This window comes from Acidovorax sp. SRI_002 (assembly GCF_057586455.1).
In genome coordinates this window covers 527,930-543,545 of sequence record NZ_JBYCZW010000003.1, presented here as the reverse complement: position 1 = coordinate 543,545, position 15,616 = coordinate 527,930, and the positions used below count along the sequence as shown (strand labels likewise).

General features: G+C 65.2%; 9 protein-coding genes and 1 pseudogene. 2 read left to right on the top strand and 8 right to left on the bottom strand.

Features of this window, described 5'->3' with window-relative positions:
• Nucleotides 1–104: 104 nt before the first annotated feature.
• The 8 genes from AC2YJX_RS10650 to AC2YJX_RS10615 all read right to left on the bottom strand — a co-directional run bounded on the left by AC2YJX_RS10650 (nucleotide 105) and on the right by AC2YJX_RS10615 (nucleotide 13,290).
• Nucleotides 105–4,424, bottom strand: a complete 4,320-nt coding sequence (locus AC2YJX_RS10650; protein ID WP_487256018.1) for a cellulose synthase subunit BcsC-related outer membrane protein — start codon at nucleotides 4,422–4,424, stop codon at nucleotides 105–107.
• Nucleotides 4,425–4,514: 90 nt separating this feature from the next.
• The gene (gene bcsB / locus AC2YJX_RS10645) at nucleotides 4,515–6,839 is read right to left on the bottom strand and encodes a cellulose biosynthesis cyclic di-GMP-binding regulatory protein BcsB (RefSeq protein ID WP_218300808.1); all 2,325 of its coding nucleotides are present in this window, start codon (nucleotides 6,837–6,839) and stop codon (nucleotides 4,515–4,517) included.
• A 30-nt stretch (nucleotides 6,840–6,869) separates the two neighbouring features.
• Nucleotides 6,870–9,056, bottom strand: a complete 2,187-nt coding sequence (bcsA, locus tag AC2YJX_RS10640) for a UDP-forming cellulose synthase catalytic subunit (RefSeq protein WP_055400303.1) — start codon at nucleotides 9,054–9,056, stop codon at nucleotides 6,870–6,872.
• Entirely contained in the window at nucleotides 9,053–9,835 is a 783-nt protein-coding gene (gene bcsQ, locus AC2YJX_RS10635) for a cellulose biosynthesis protein BcsQ (protein ID WP_055400301.1), read from the bottom strand. The genes bcsA and bcsQ overlap by 4 nt, the downstream gene beginning before the upstream one ends.
• Nucleotides 9,832–10,368 (bottom strand): cellulose biosynthesis protein BcsP, encoded by a 537-nt coding sequence (gene bcsP / locus AC2YJX_RS10630; RefSeq protein ID WP_121508143.1) that lies wholly within the window; start codon nucleotides 10,366–10,368, stop codon nucleotides 9,832–9,834. The genes bcsQ and bcsP overlap by 4 nt, the downstream gene beginning before the upstream one ends.
• A 44-nt stretch (nucleotides 10,369–10,412) precedes the next feature.
• Complete coding sequence (gene bcsD, locus AC2YJX_RS10625) at nucleotides 10,413–10,889, bottom strand: cellulose biosynthesis protein BcsD (protein WP_233559526.1); 477 nt, start codon at nucleotides 10,887–10,889, stop codon at nucleotides 10,413–10,415.
• Nucleotides 10,890–11,221: 332 nt separating this feature from the next.
• Nucleotides 11,222–12,352, bottom strand: coding sequence for a tRNA 2-thiouridine(34) synthase MnmA (gene mnmA, locus AC2YJX_RS10620; protein WP_487256017.1), 1,131 nt, complete (start codon nucleotides 12,350–12,352; stop codon nucleotides 11,222–11,224).
• Nucleotides 12,349–13,290, bottom strand: a complete 942-nt coding sequence (locus AC2YJX_RS10615; protein WP_055398073.1) for a LysR family transcriptional regulator — start codon at nucleotides 13,288–13,290, stop codon at nucleotides 12,349–12,351. The genes mnmA and AC2YJX_RS10615 overlap by 4 nt, the downstream gene beginning before the upstream one ends.
• Nucleotides 13,291–13,469: 179 nt before the next feature.
• On the opposite strand from AC2YJX_RS10615, the pseudogene AC2YJX_RS10610 reads away from it, so the two are divergent.
• A pseudogene (locus tag AC2YJX_RS10610) lies at nucleotides 13,470–14,558 on the top strand (4-oxalomesaconate tautomerase); the annotation flags it as partial.
• 41 nt (nucleotides 14,559–14,599) lie between these two features.
• Nucleotides 14,600–15,598 carry a Bug family tripartite tricarboxylate transporter substrate binding protein gene (locus tag AC2YJX_RS10605; protein ID WP_487256016.1) on the top strand — a complete coding sequence of 333 codons (999 nt, stop codon included), beginning with the start codon at nucleotides 14,600–14,602 and terminating at the stop codon, nucleotides 15,596–15,598.
• Nucleotides 15,599–15,616 lie beyond the last annotated feature (18 nt).

Genomic DNA, 15,616 nt, shown 5'->3' with positions numbered 1-15,616 from the left:
TGCTCCCGCCACAAGCGGGTTGCCCATAAAAAAGGCCCGTCGCACTTCACGTGCGACGGGCCTTTTTGTGGCTTGCAGAGAGCGGGTGAGCGCCCTGGAAAAGTTCAGTAGCTATACGGTGATCGCAGCGGGTTCACCGGGAACGCCTGCAGGCCGTTGTAGGGCTGGAAGGCATAGCGCACATACAGGCCACCCGCGAACTCGCGGTAGTTGCGTGCGTTGTTGAGCGACAGGTGTCCACCCACGAACACCTGCGGATGCATCTGGTATTCCATGGCCGCACCCAGGTTGTAGCCCAGGCCCGTGCGGGACTGGCCGGGGTAGATGGCCGTGGCGCCCGTTTCGCCAAAGGCCAGCGCGTCGGCCGCTGCCTGGACGGCAGACACCTGCCGCGATGGGCTGTTGGGGAAGTACGGCGCCGCATCTTCCTTGAAATACTGCACGCCTACCGAGCCCTTGAGCTGGTAGGACAGGCGGCCATTGCGCTGCGCCCATTCGACGGGAATGCCAAAGGACACGAACTGCTGGGGACTGAAATAGCCACCGTGGCCCACCGTGAAGTAGCGCAGGTTGCGCTGGTACGACAGCCCCGTAAAGCTCAGGCCCGCCGTGAGGTCGGCGTTCGATGTGCGGTGCACATGCCAGTACATCCCGCCACCCAGCTCGGCCCGCGCATTGCTGCGCACGCGGGTACCGGTCAGGCCATGCAGCGAACCGTACCCATAGATCCCCAGTTCACCATCGTCCCAGGTCAGATCAACGCGGCCCCCGGAAGCGGACACGCCGCCCCAACGGTCGCCGGTCCGGGCATCACGGACACCGGCAAACGACAGCAGGCTGTCGGTCACCGGGCGGCGCGAGAGGTCCACGGCCACGGTCAGGTCGTCGGTGAGGGCTGTGCGGTATCTCGCGCCTGCCGTCACATCGGACTGGCCGAAGCCCAGCGGCGTGCTGCCGATGTCTGCCCGGAAGCCTCCGCTTTCATAGCCTACGCTCAGGCCGACGCCGCTGTCGCTTTGCGAGCCCGCACCGCGTTCGGGCATGGCCAGGGCCGTGACCGGACCACCACCAAAGCGGCTGATGGTGCCGTAGGGCGAGCCGGGCGAACCTGCGCTGGCGCCCGTGGGCGTTACGCCCAGCAGCAGGTGACCGTCACCCACGCTCATCTTGAGCTGCACGGGCGCTTCGATCTCGGATAGCTGGCTCATGCCCGCCTCGCCCTGCCGTGCGCGCGCAACTGCGCCCACGGAGAACGAAGAAATCTGGCTTTGCTGCACTTCGCGCAGCTCGTCGCGGGCCGTGCGGGGCCGCGTGGGGTCGGGCACGTTGCCCAGCCCCGCCGTGGACCAGGCAGAAGGTGCTGCAGGAGCAGGCATTGCGCGTTGCGCAGGCAAGGACTGGGCGCCGCCCGCATACCCACCACCGTAGGCCTGTGCAGGCGTGTAGTAGCCCGCCGCAGCCGGGGCCGGAGCGCCCATCGGCTGCATGGGTTGTGCAGGCGGCACGTACACAGGTGCCATGGCCGGCGCCGCCGCAGTGGCACCCACCGACCGTGGGGTCGAAGAAGGCAGTGCCGCCGCGTTGCGCCGCGCAGCGCTGGTCGAAGCCGCCGTGTCAGCCGCCGCCACCGGGCTGGACGCTTCGGGGTAGTAACTGGCGGGCGTCATGGGAGCGGCCTGCGCATAGGCCTGCGGCGCCGTGCCAAAGCGGCTTGCACCGGCCGGGTCGGGAATGTAGAGGCCTGCAGGTGCGTTGTTGCTGCGCGCTACTGGCTGGGGCGCGTACTGCTGGGGGGTGTAGCCCACCGGCGACCGTGCGACGGCTGCGGCACCAGGCACTGACAGGCCGCCCCCGGCACGCTGCTGCAACGCCGCGCGCTGGGCAAATGGATTGCCCGAACGTGCAGGCCCCGCCGCCACGCCACTGGCCGCCAGCACGGCATCGCGCTGCGCGTTTTCGGCAGCAACGGCAGCCGTGAAGAACTCGGTGGCCTTGGAATTCTTGCCCTGCGCCCGGTACAACCGACCAGCGGCCGTCAGCACTTCGGGATCACGCGGAGCGCGCGCAAGCGCCACGGACAGCAGCGACTCCGCATAGCCATAGTCCTTGGCGCCCGTGGCCATGGCTGCGGTCTGCAGGATGAGGGGCACGTCATTGGGAGACTTTTCCAGCAGCCGCGCATACAGCGCCTGCGCCTGGGCATAGTCGTTGTTGGCCGCGTACATGCGGGCCAGTGCCGCCATGGCCAGGGGCTCGTCGGGCTGCTCGGCCAGCAAGGGAACGAGCGTGTCGTAGGCCGCGACCAGGTCGCCCGCCTCGCGCAGGCCATCGGCCTGGCGCACGATGTAGGCGCGGCGGATGTCGCTGAAACTCTTGCGCTCGCGGTCATTCATCGGGGCCGTCTGCAGCTGCCGCAGGATGCCCGCCAGCTCCACATCCTGCTGGGTCTTGAGCAAGGTGGCTGCGTACTGCAGGCGCAGGCCGACATCGGGCCGGGGGGTGCGCGCCAGCACCTGGCGCACCATGCCGAGTGCGCGCTGCGGATCGCCAGCGTCCGCGTAGGCCAAGGCCATGGCGCCCAGTAATTCGGGGTCTTGGGTGGCAAAGGACTCGGCCTGGGCCAGGGTGGCCAGGGCTTCCGTCTGGCGACCTTCGGCCGCCAACGCCGACGCAGCCGATGCCTGCACATGCACCCACACCCGCTTTTGCAGCGCGGCGATGTCACGGGTGCGGTGCTTTTCTGGAACGCGGTCCAGCAGGGCCAGGGCGTTGGGCCAGTCGCCGGCTTCCGAGGCGAGCAGGGCGCTGGCATACAGGGCCTCGGGCATGTTGGGGTTGGACAGCAGCAGTCCGTCCATCACGCCCCGCGCCTCGGCCACCGCGCCCATGCGCAGGTACAGGCGGGCAAGGTCCAGCCGCACCCAGGGGCTGGCCGGATCGTTCAGCAGGGCATCTTCCAGCGCTGCGCGGGCGGCGGCGGTATCGCCACGCTCCGTCGCTGCGCGGGCCTGGCCCAATGCCTGCGCAGCACGCAGGCGCCCCAGGGCTCCCACCTTTTCTTGCTGCGAGGGTGACAGCTTTTCCACCAGCGCCAGGGCTTCGGCCGCCTTGTTGTTCTGCGCCAGCACGCCCACGAGTCCCCGCACCGCGTCGGGGTTGTCGGCCTGGCGCGCGAGCACACGGCGGTAGGCCGCCTCGGCGGCGTCGTACTGGCCATCTTCGACCAACAGGTCTGCCAGGTCGGTTTCGGCCGTGACTTCGGCCGGATTCAGCCGCACAGCCTGCTCCAGCGAACGCCGCGCTGCCGCTGTCTCGCCGCGTTCGCGTTCGGAGGTGGCCTGCTCGACCAGGCTCCAGTAGGTGGCGCTGTCGAGCGCCTGTTTCCAGCGGCTGGCCGAGCCCGCACGCGAGGCCCGCTCCAGCAGCCCGCGCGCGTCGGCAAACCGTTCCTGGCGCAAACGCAGAATGCCCAGGCCACCCAGCGCATCGCCGTCGGTGGGACGGGATTCGAGCACGTTCAGAAATGCGGCCTCTGCAGCATCCAGCTCGCCATCGTCCAGGGCCTGGAACCCTGCTGTCGTCCGCTGGCGCAGCGGGTCGGCCGTCCGGACGGAAGCTGCCTGGGACTGTTTTTGCAGGTTCTGGGCCTGCACCAGGCGCGTCTGCACGGCCGTGTCTCCGGGATTGGCGCGCAGGAATTCCTGGTACAGCGGGATGTCGGCCGAACGATTGCCCGTCCAGGCCAGCGCCTTGCGCCAGCTTTCCGTCGCCGCCTTGCCCACATCGGGGCGCCCGGCCAGCCGCGCCAGCTGGGCGATGCCTTCGCGGCGCGTGGATTCGCGGTAGGTCAGGTGTTGCGCCAGGGCCAGCGCAATCTGCGGGTCTTCGGGCGATTCCTGCGCCAGGCGGTTCAGACCCCGGCGGGCCTCGTCCCAGCCGCCTGCTGTGGCGCCCAGCGTCTGGTAGTACTCCAGCGCCAGGGGGCCGGTGGGAGCGCGGTCTCCCAGTGCCGCCTGGTAGGTGCTCAAGGCCTGGCTGGCCTGCCCGCTGCGGGCCTGCTGGCGCGCAGTTTCGATCTGGGGTGCGCTGCGGCCCGTGCGGATGGATTCCTGCAACCGGCTGACCAGCGGGCTGCGCGGATGGGCTGCCTGCAACTGGTTCAGGTAGCGCTGGGCGCCCTCGGGGCGGCGGGCGTTGAGCTCCACCAACGCCATCCCATAGAGGGCCTGGGCGTTCTGGGGGTTGATGCGCAGCAGCTTCTGCCATGCCTCACCCGCGCGCTCCGTGTCGCCGCGCTCCTGCCAGTACTGCCCCTGGTCCAGCAGGGTCTGCTCGGCCCCAGTCTGCGCCCAGGCAACGGGGGCCATCAGCGAGGCCAGCAGCCCCATGGCAAGTGTTTGATGACGACGACGTTTGGAGGACATGCCTTCCTTCTCCCTGCGAGGCTCCCGGCCACCGAGGTGCCGGGAATGTGTTGCGTGATTCAGAAACAGCCGGGCGTGCTTTGCACCGCCTCAGCCTTTTTGCTTCAGCCGGGCCCGTGCGCGCGCTCTCAGCGACAGGTACATGATGATCGCTATCAGCACCGCCGCCGACACGCCCAGGACAATCAGCAACAGCGGGTTGCGCGAAAGAAACCACTGGGTATACAGCAAGGGGCCCAACTGACCCACATGGTAGTTTTTCTCGGCCACCAGGCTGTCCACCTGCTTGCCCCGGATGACCGTGGTGCTGCCCTGCACGTGTTTGAGCATTTCGGCATCCAGCAGTGCATCCATCACTTGCGACAGACCTGCAGGCTGGTTGCTGGCAACGAGCACCACACTGCGGCCTCCGCGCAAAGGCGATTCAAAACCTGCCACCAGAGCATCGGTGCTGTCGCTGGAAAACGCAACCTGGCTGCGCCGTGCGTGCACGCTGGAGTCCTCGCCAAAGCCCCACCAGCGCAGCAGGCGGTTGGCGAAATCCGACATCTGGAAACTCTTGGTTTCGCCCTGCAGGAGGGCCGGAATGGAACTGGCCCATTGCTTGAGCAGGGGCTGGTTGCCGCCGGAGGCAATGACCAGCAGGTCCTTGTCGGCAAGCCGCTCCACCTGCTGGGCCTGCGCCACGGTCACGCCCAGGGCAGGGTATCCCGTGACACGCCCCATGACACCCATCAGGCCCAGATAGGCCGCGTACTCCTGCGCACCCGGCTTGTCGGGCATCACCACCGCAGATTCAGAAAGGTCTGCCATGCGTGTGAACGGGAACCCTGCATTGCCAAAGGCCGCCAGATCCGGCATGGCGATGAAATGCGGAAAACCGGAGATGTCGATGGTCGAATCGGCCTCGACAGAGCCCCGGACGTTGTCGAGTGGCACGTCCTTGCAGGCGCCCTGCTTGACCACGTCATAGTAGTAATGCATCTGCAGCTGCGACTGGGCGGGCAGCTTGAACAGCGGGATGTGGAAAGTCTCGCGCTCCGGCGCCATCTCGCCCTTGGGCACCACCTTGGTCAGCAGGCGGTCCAAAGCGCCGGGTTCTTCATGATTCACTGCGTGCAGGGGCAACGAACGCAGGAACTGCTGGTTCACATTGATGTTGAGGGTGGACTTGTCCGGGTTCGGGCGCGGGGTATAGCGATACCGCAGGTCCACCGGGATGCCCTTCTGGCGCCATGCGAACAGGTCGGGCGGCAGGAAGAAGTTCAGGCGGATCAGGTCTGGCGAGTAACCGGACACGTTGAGTGCATCGGCCTCGACCAGTTCACCAAATTTCACGGGCCGGTCATTGGACAGCCAGTTGGGCGCGTCGTACGGCTTGCGGGGCTTGAGTTCCGTGACCTCGGTGATCCGTGCCAGCGGGCCGGACAGGGCCGAGGAACCGATGGCCAGTGCCTTGGCGGCAACGCCAAGCTCGGCCTCGTCCCGCCCCATGACCAGCAGCAGCTTGCCATGACGGTCTGCCGGGTGGCTCACCACGGCCACGGTGGGGCCCTGGATGTCTGGCAGGGTCAGCCCGGCGGGCGCTTGCGCCTTGCCAGCGACCATCACCACCGCGTTGCCGCGCGCGGGGAGTTCACCCACCAGTGACGGGAACCTCGCTCCCCGGAAACCCGCCAGCGCGCCAAACCAGGATGACATCGTGCCTGCGGCCTGCAAGGTGCCCGTGTTGGGCACTGCGCCGAACACCATCGGCAGCTCCAGCGGGCGCACATCCCGGCGATCAAAGAAAGGCTGCGGCAGCAGCGCCAGATCGTTCGTCTGGGCCACGGGCGCCACCGTCAGTTCCAGCACGCTGTCGTTGCCGACGTTGGCCCACAGGCTGGAGTGCAGCGGGTCTTCGCACTCCATCGTGTAGTGGCCGATGAGCTGCAGGTTGAGCCGGTTGAACTCGGTGATGAGGCGCGGCGGGATGACGATCTCGCGCTGCAGGTTTTCGCCCGCCTGCTGCGTGGTCACCGGAATGGTGGCGGCCACCTGCTCGTTCACCAGCACCTTGATATGGGACAGGTTGGGGAGCAGGGCGGGCGAGTAGGAGTAGTTCAGCTTCAGTCGCGCGCCTGTGACCACTTCGTCGTTGCGCACGCTGAACGCCACACCGCTGGTGCCGTCCACACCCCGCAATTGCAGCGGAAACAGGGCCCCCAGATCCTTGAAACTGGTGCGGTGTACACGCACTCCACTCTCGGTCGGTTGCGCCGCAGCCAGCATTTCCGCCCCAGCCAAGCCCGCTGGTGCAGGGGCCGCAGCAAGTTGGGATACGGGCACGGCCGTCCCTGTCAGTACCAAGGCCAGCATGGCAGGCAGCATGCGCTTGCGCGGCAGCCGCGCTGTCGGATGTCTTTTGGGAATCATGGTGTCGAGTCTTTGGAAACAGGGAAAGGCTTAACGGGGCTTGAGGGACTTGACGGCGGAGACGGTCAGTTGTCCCATGCCGCGCACTCCAATCGCAATCACGCTCCAGAGCGAGCGCAGCGGCTTGTCGCGCTGGCCCGTGCCCCAAGTGGCAATCCAGGCATCCGCCCGTGCAAAGGTCAGCGATGCCAGTTCGGCCTGCTGGCGCAGACTGAGGTTGTCGAACTTCACGCCCAGACGCCCCTTGCCACTGAACGTGACAACGGCCGGAAAAACACCTTCTTCGTCGGACCTGAACAGCGACACGGAAAGGCGGCTGCCCATGGGAATGTCGCTGTCCGCCGGAACGGACAGGCCCAGCCCGTGCTGCGAGAAATCTTCGGTCTTGCAAACCAGCGTGCGGCCGTTATCAAAGCGGATGACAGCGGGCAGGGCAGCCGCCACGCGCGGTGTGCCACGGATCTGGCGCGTCTCGCTGGCCACCGCCACACTGGCGCCCAGCAGGATGACGTTGTAGGTGGTCCAGACCATGTTGATGACCAGCGTGGTGGTTTCGTCGCCTGCGGAGGAGAACAGCTTCCAGATCCCCACCGCAAAACCCACCAGATTGATCACCAACAGCACCACATAAGGCCGTGCAATGGTCCAGTCGAAATAGGCTTTCTCGATCACGCCCCCCTTGGCCGTCACGTTGAACTTGCCCAGCTTGGGGTTGATGAAGGCAACGATCACCGGGCGCATGATGTACCAGGCCAGCACCGACTCGTACACCTCATTCCAGAACGAGTGGCGAAAGCGCCCCTGGATGCGGGAGTTGGTCACGCTGGCGTGGGCCAGGTGGGGCAGCGCATAGGCGGTGATCATCAGCGCCGTGGCCTGGAACACGTGGGCCCCGAAGAACAGGTAGGCCAGCGGTGCAGTCAGAAACACCAGGCGCGGCAGTCCGTAGAAGAAATGCAGCATCGCATTCAGGTAGCACAGCCGCTGGCCGAACTTGAGACCCTTGCCAAAGAGCGGGTTGTCGGTGCGCGCGATCTGCGCCATGCCCCGCGCCCAGCGAATGCGCTGGCCTACGTGGCCGGAAAGGCTCTCGGTGGCCAGGCCCGCAGCCTGAGGCACTTCGAGGTAAGCCGTGTTGTAGCCCAGGCGGCTGAGCTTGAGCGCCGTGTGGGCGTCCTCGGTCACGGTTTCTACCGCAATGCCACCCACTTCCAGCAACTCCTTGCGGCGGATGATGGCGCAAGAACCGCAGAAGAACGACGCGTTCCAGAGGTCGTTGCCGTCCTGGACGATGCCGTAGAACAACTCGCCCTCGTTGGGCATCCGGTGGAACGTGTCCAGGTTGCGCTCAAACGGATCGGGTGAGAAGAACACGTGCGGCGTCTGCAGCATGACCAGGTTGGTGTCCTTGAAGAACCAGCCCATGCAGACCTGCAGGAAGGAACGCGTGGGGATGTGGTCGCAGTCAAAGATGGCGATGTATTCGGAACTCGTGACTTTGAGCGCCGCGTTGATGTTGCCCGCCTTGGCGTGGTGGTTGTTGTCGCGGATCAGGTAGCCCACGCCCAGCTCTTCGCAGAACTCACGGAACTCGGGACGGCGGCCGTCGTCGAGCACATACACGTGCAGGCGATCGGCGGGCCAGTCCAGGCTCATGGCCGAGAACACCGTCTGGCGCACCACTTCAAGCGGCTCGTTGTAGGTCGGAATGAACACATCCACGCTGGGCCAGGTGCTGATGTCCTGGGGCATGGGAACCGGGCGGCGCTGCAGGGGCCACGCCGTCTGGAAGTAGCCAATGAGCAGCACCGCAAAGGCATACAGCTCTGCCAGCACCAGGCCATAGCCGAATGCCGCATCCAGCCAGTTGGTAAAGCCGATGGTGTCGGTAAAACGCCAGTAGATGTAACGCGACGAGGCCGAGATCGACAGCACGATCATTGCCAGCGTGGACAGGCGGCCGGGGGTCCTGCTCAGCAGCAAGGCCGCACCAAACGAACCCACCGAAAAGAGAATCTGCCCCTGGAGATCCAGCGGTACGCTGATGACCAACCCCATCAGCAAGGCACTGAACACCACAGCCGCGACACGCGCTACGGGGTGCTGCCACAGATCCCACCCGGTGATGGCATGCACCACGGTGCGCCAGTGTGCCTGGGGACTGTGGGAATCGGCGTCAGCTACCTCGTCGGCCTGCGGGCGTTGGTCGATACTCATTGCGCGGCTCCAGCCAGTGGCAGTCGCAGGCGCTGCGCAAGGACGCGCGCGCACTTGCGCAGGTCATCGGCCGCCTGGCCTTGGGGGTCATACTCCAGCACGCTCTGGTCGTAGGCGAGCGCCTCGCGCACCGCCTGGTCTTCATGGACCACGCCCACCAGACGCTCACCCAGGTTGTCCTGCATCACACGCGTGATGTCTTTGGACAACTGGCGCGCGCCGTCCACCTGATTGAGCACGTACAGCGTTTCGGAAAAATCAGGGCGCGGTGTGCAATAGGTGTGCACCAGCCGCTGCATCAGGGCCAGCGCCGCATAAGATGCCGCATCGGGCAGGCTGACCACCACCACCACCTGGGCCGCCGACAGCGCCTGCTGCATATAAACAGAAGGACCCGGCGGCGTGTCGATCAGCACCACGGCATCCTCCGGCAGTTCCAGGCCCTGCAATTGCTGCTCCAGCCAGTTCGGGTGTGCGTCCAGGTGCCGCTCGAAAGCCACGCGGTCAGACTCGTTCACCACGCCATAGGGCAGCACATGCACACCCGATGGGCTTTGCACGCAGACCGAGCCCCAGTCTTCGCCTGCCAGGCTGGCGCGGGATACGCCGGCCAGAGAACGGGGATCGGCGCCGAAATGCAAGCCCAGCGCATTCTGGGGGTCCATGTCCACCACCAGCAACGTCGCAACACCTTCGCGCTGCAGTGCGGTGGCCAGGTTGGCAGTCAGGGTCGTCTTGCCCACGCCACCTTTGGCAGAAACGATGGCAATCACTTTCATAGGTGGCCCTTGCGAGGCTGCCAGGCGGGCGCTGGCGCAGCGCCGGCGGCCACGGGAGCACCCGCCAGACGCGCAAAAACCGATGGGAGGTCCACCGGCAAGGACTCCTGGTGCACGGCCTGCTCTTCAGCAACAGTCGGCGCAGCCTGTCCACGCAGGCCCGCAAGACCCGCCAGGGGGGAACGCGAGGCCAGCGCAGCCGCTGGCGGCAGACGGTCTGCCGCTACTGCTGCGGGCGCGGCCACCGGGCGGGGCAACTCGGCGGCGACGGGTGCAGTGCGCTGCACTGCCACAACGGGCTCTGGTCGCGCCGAAACGGAAGCCTGAGCCTGCTGGGGAAGCGGCGCCGCAGCGGTACCGGCGCTTCGGTCTACCGAGGGCACATCATCGGCCACGGCATTGCGCACGGCGGAGACAAGGGGCCAGCGCTCGTTGGAGAGTTGGTGCTCCTGCTTGCGGGCCAGCTCATGGTAGGGGTCTGCCTTGGCCCCAAACTGCTGAAAGAGGTTCACGATGTCGTCTGAGTGTTTCATGGGTCACCGCCAATGCCGCAACATATAGATCCGAAACCCGGTGCTCAGCGCGACAGCTGAAGGTGTACACACCCCCAGGCATCTGCAGGTGCGCACTGCACCACCTTGAGTTGCCCGGCACCCGCTTGGTCGAACCAGCTTTGGTAGACCCCTTCGAGGAAACCACCCGACCAATGCACGTGGTCCGGCCCGAATGCAGCAGATACGGGCGAGAGGCTGTGGTGGATGTTCAACTGCGCAACTTCCTGCGTCAAATCGACCCAGCCCCAGTCGATGCTCGTCCAGACCGCCGTCATGCTGCGCTGCAGGTCTTCCACAGTGGCACACGCTGGCAAAGGATGGTCTGCCGCAAACCGCGCGCCCACCCGGAACATCAGCGCGCGAAGGTCTTCCGGTGGCAGGGCCGCGACAAATTCCGCTGCAAGAGCCTGGAAAAACCCTCGCCATTGCACCGAACACTGCTGCCGGACCAGGTGCGCGGCGATGTCGGGGCTCGAAGGCATGGAAACAATTTGAGACATGGTGCAAGCACGAGCAAGCTTCGGGCCCGTTTTTGACGGCCGTCAGCAAGATGAACTAAGGGTTTACCACGTGCATTTTTTGATACATGTGGTTTCAAACAGCGTTTTCGGGAATTCTAGAAGCCACGCCGTGACAAATGACGCTTGTGGCGACGAACCAAAGGTCAACTTAGTTCAACTGGCGGTAACTACGTAGAAGTTTGTGGGTGTCACGCCACAAGAATTAATTATTTACTATTTGGATTATTCAATCCATAGTCTTAATTAATTAGAAAACCCCATTTGTGGGGGTGCACCACAATCGGCTAGAGGGCGAATGTTCCCCAGATGTTTCAGTCTGTCGCACCAAAAATGACCCCGCCCCCGAGGCAGACCTCCCCGTCGTACAAGACCGCACTCTGTCCCGGCGTCACCGCCCACTGCGCCTGCGGGAAACGCAGCTGAAAACCCGCGCCGTCCGCGCTGACGATGGTGCACGCGGCGTCCTGCTGCCGGTAGCGGGTCTTGGCGGCATAGTTCCCCGGCACAGGGGGGGGGCCGGACGTCCAGCTGGCATCTTGCGCCTCCAGGGCGGAGGAAAGCAGCCAGGGGTGGTCGTGCCCCTGCACCACGCGCAGCGTGTTCCTGGCCAGGTCCTTGCGGGCCACAAACCAGGGCGCATGCTCGCCGCCGCCACGCTGTGCGCCCTTCTCCTTGATTCCGCCGATGCCCAGGCCCTGGCGCTGGCCCAAGGTGTAGAACGACAAGCCCACATGCTGGCCCAGCTTGCGGCCCCGGTCGTCCAGGATGGGGCCGGGCTCATGGCTGATGTATCGGTTCAGGAACTCGCGGAACGGCCGCTCGCCAATGAAGCAGATGCCCGTGGAATCCTTCTTCTTGGCATTGGGCAGGCCAATCTCCTCGGCGATCCGGCGCACCTCGGTCTTGTGCAACTCGCCCACCGGGAACAGCGTCTTGGACAGCTGCGCCTGGTTCAGGCGGTGCAGAAAGTAGCTCTGGTCCTTGGAGGGATCCAGCCCCTTGAGCAGCTCGAACAGGCCGGAGGATGGGTTCTGACGCACGCGGGCGTAGTGCCCCGTGGCGATCTTCTCCGCGCCCAGGCGCATGGCATGGTCCAGAAATGCCTTGAACTTGATCTCGGCGTTGCACAACACGTCTGGGTTGGGCGTGCGGCCCGCCTGGTACTCACGCAAGAACTCGGCAAACACACGGTCCTTGTAGTCGGCTGCGAAGTTGACGTGTTCGATCTCGATGCCGATCACGTCGGCCACGGCGGCGGCGTCCACGAAGTCGATGTTGGACGAGCAGTATTCGCTGTCGTCGTCATCTTCCCAGTTCTTCATGAAGATGCCGACGACTTCGTGGCCCTGTTGCTTGAGCAGGTGGGCGGTCACGGCAGAGTCCACTCCGCCCGAAAGGCCCACGACAACACGTTGTTTGGGCGGTTTGGTATTGGCAGTCATTGCCCCGATTGTATTTTTTGCGCCGTGGCAGCACTGCGTGGGCGCACAGAACGCGTAGCCACCAGCAGGTCATAGAGCTGCTGCGCAGCGGGCGACAGCGATTTGCCCCTGCGTTTGATCAGCCCCATCTGGCGCGTCACCACGGGCTCGATCAGCGGAATGCTCACCAGCGTGGGATGGTCCTTGCCCGGCATGGCCAGGCTGGGCACGGCAGCCACGCCCAGGCCCGCCTCCACCAGGCCGAGCAGCGTGGTCACGTGCTTGGCCTCGTACAGGCACTGGGGGCGGTCGGGCACGTTGGCCAGCGCCAGGTCCATCAACAGACGGTTTCCCGAGGTCTTGCCCACCGACATGAAGTCGTGCTGGCCCAGCTCTGCCCAGGTGACCTTCTTGCGCCGCGCCAGCACATGGTCGCGCCGGCAGGCGGCTACGAAGCGCTCGGCCAGCACGGGCTTGAACTCGATCTCGGCCTCCTGGCTGCCGATGAAATTGAGGCCAAAGTCGGCATCGCCCTGCGCCACGGCCACCAGCACCTCGTTGGCGCTGGCATCGTGCACCTTGACGCGGATTTTCGGAAACCGCTCGTGGTAGCGCTTGACCACCTGCGGCAAAAAGTAATACACGGCCGACGGCACGCAGGCAATCGTCACCTCGCCCATGCGGCGCGCGGCCACGTCGCCCAGGCCCATGAGCATGCCGTCCAGGTCATCCAGCCACACGCGGGTCTTGCGCGCAAAGTCACGGCCCACGGCCGTGAGCGTGACACGGCGGGTGGTGCGGTCAAGCAGGCGCACGCCCAGGGCTTCTTCGAGCTTGTCGATGCGACGGCTGAAGGCAGGCTGCGACAAGTGGATCGCCTCGGCCGCAGCACGAAAGCTCTGCAGCTCAGCCACCGCGGCAAAGGCCTGGATGTCAGCAAGATCGAATTTGTTGTTCATGGGCATGGGCTTTCAAGACGTTTCGCTGTTGCGCAGCACGCATCAAACGATCAGAACATTGCAATTCACGAACGTGATTTCACCATGTACAAGGGCTCATAGCCTATTGCGCTGCATGCATCAATCATTGTCAACAATGCAATTCACAGAACAGATGAAGCGTCGCACCATGCCGACCCATGAGCTACAACCTTCCTTGCGTTCTGATGCGTGGCGGCACTTCCCGGGGGCCGTTCTTCCTGGCCGACTGGCTGCCGCAAGACCCTGCGGCGCGCGACCGCACCCTGATCGCCGCGCTGGGCTCGCCGCATGAATTGCAGATTGACGGCCTGGGCGGAGGAAACTCGCTGACCAGCAAGGTGGCGATCGTTTCCAGGTCGGTACATGCCGACTGCGATGTGGACTACCTCTTCGCCCAAGTCAGTGTGGAAGAGGCCCGCGTGGACACGCGGCCCAACTGCGGCAACATGCTGGCGGGCGTGGGGCCCTTTGCCATCGAGCAGGGGCTGGTGCCCGCTTCCGGCCATGGAAACACCACCACGGTACGGGTCTACAACGTCAACACCCGTTCACGCATTGATGTGCAGGTGTGTACCGCTGGCGGACGGGTGCACTACGACGGCGATGTGCATATTGACGGCGTGCAGGGCACTGCGGCACCGGTGCTGATGAACTTCCTGGACGCCTGGGGCGCCGTCACGGGCCAGATTTTCCCGACCGGCCAGCGCATCGACACCATCCACGGCCTGCAGGTCACCTGTATCGATGCCGCCCAGGTGATGGTGCTGGTGCGCGCAGCCGACCTGGACCTGCGTGGCAACGAGAGCCCTGCGGAGCTGGATGCCAATGCCGAGCTGCTGTCCAGGCTGGAAGCATTGCGGTGCGAAGCCGGTCTGCGCATGGGCATGGGCGACGTATCGAACAGCGTGCTGCCCAAGCCCGTGATCGTGTCTGCGGGCGATCAACCGGGCAGCGTCGTCTCGCGCTATTTCACACCCCACCGCTGCCACCGCTCACACGCCGTGACCGGTGCGATTGGCGTGGCTGCTGCCCACGTGCTGCCAGGCACGGTGATCACCGACTCCCTGCAGCACGCCATTGCAGGCACACGCCGTGTGGAAGTGCTGCACCCCGCCGGCCGCATTCATGTAGACGTGGAACTCACCGAAGTGGACGGCCAATTCAAGCTGGTGCAGGCCGCGCTGGTTCGCACGGCGCGAAAAATTCTGGAGGGCACGCTGTTCGTTTCAGAAAACGCATTCACCCACTGATTTCACACCCCAACCCTTTGGATGACAGGAGACAAAAAATGATTCGCCAACACTTTGCGCCATCGCGCGCACGCCGCACCCTGCTCACCGCGGCGGCCCTCGCTGCCGCTGTGCAAATGATCCCCTCCCTGGCACATGCGGCCTATCCCGACAAGCCCATCACGCTCGTGGTGCCGACCGCCGCTGGCGGTGGCAACGATGGCATGGCGCGCGTGGTGGCGCTCAAGCTGTCCACCCTGCTGGGGCAACAGGTCATCGTGGAGAACAAGGCGGGCGCCAACGGTGCCATTGCGGCGGAGTTTGTGGCCCGCGCGGCGCCCGATGGTCACACGATTCTTTTTGGCTACATCGGCACCCACGGCATGAGCCCTGCGCTGCAAAAGCTGCGCTACGACCCCATCACGCAGTTCGAGCCCATTGGCATGGTGAGCTACTCGCCCACGCTCATGGTGGTTCACCCCAAGGTGCCAGCCAATTCGGTGGGCGAGCTGGTGGCGTTGACCAAAGCCAAGCCCCAGGACTTCAACTACGCCTCGGCCGGCAACGGTACAGCCCCGCACTTCTCCGCCGAAATTTTCAAGCTGGAAAGCGGTGCGCAAATGGCCCACGTGCCCTACCGGGGTGCCGCGCCCGCGATGAATGACACCATGGCTGGGCAGACCCAGGTCATGTTCCCCAGCCTGTTCTCAGCCTACCCCCACGTCAAGAACGGCAAGCTGCGCGCCCTGGCGCTGGCAGGCCCCAAGCGTTCATCGCTGTTGCCCGATGTGCCCACGCTGGAAGAGGCGGGCGTGAAAGGCGTCGAGATCACGCAGTGGTACGCCCTGTTTGCGCCCGGCAAAACGCCCAAGCCCATCGTCGATCAGCTCAACAAAGTGCTCAACACCGCCCTGGCGGACAAGGACGTGGCACGGCGCATTGAAGAACAAGGCGCCGTGGTGGACCCCAGCACGCCCGAGCAATTGGCCCTGACCGTACGCCAGGAGATCGCCAAGTGGAAGGGCGTCGTGCACAAAGCCCAGCTCACCCCCGATTGAGGCCCCAGAAATACCCTC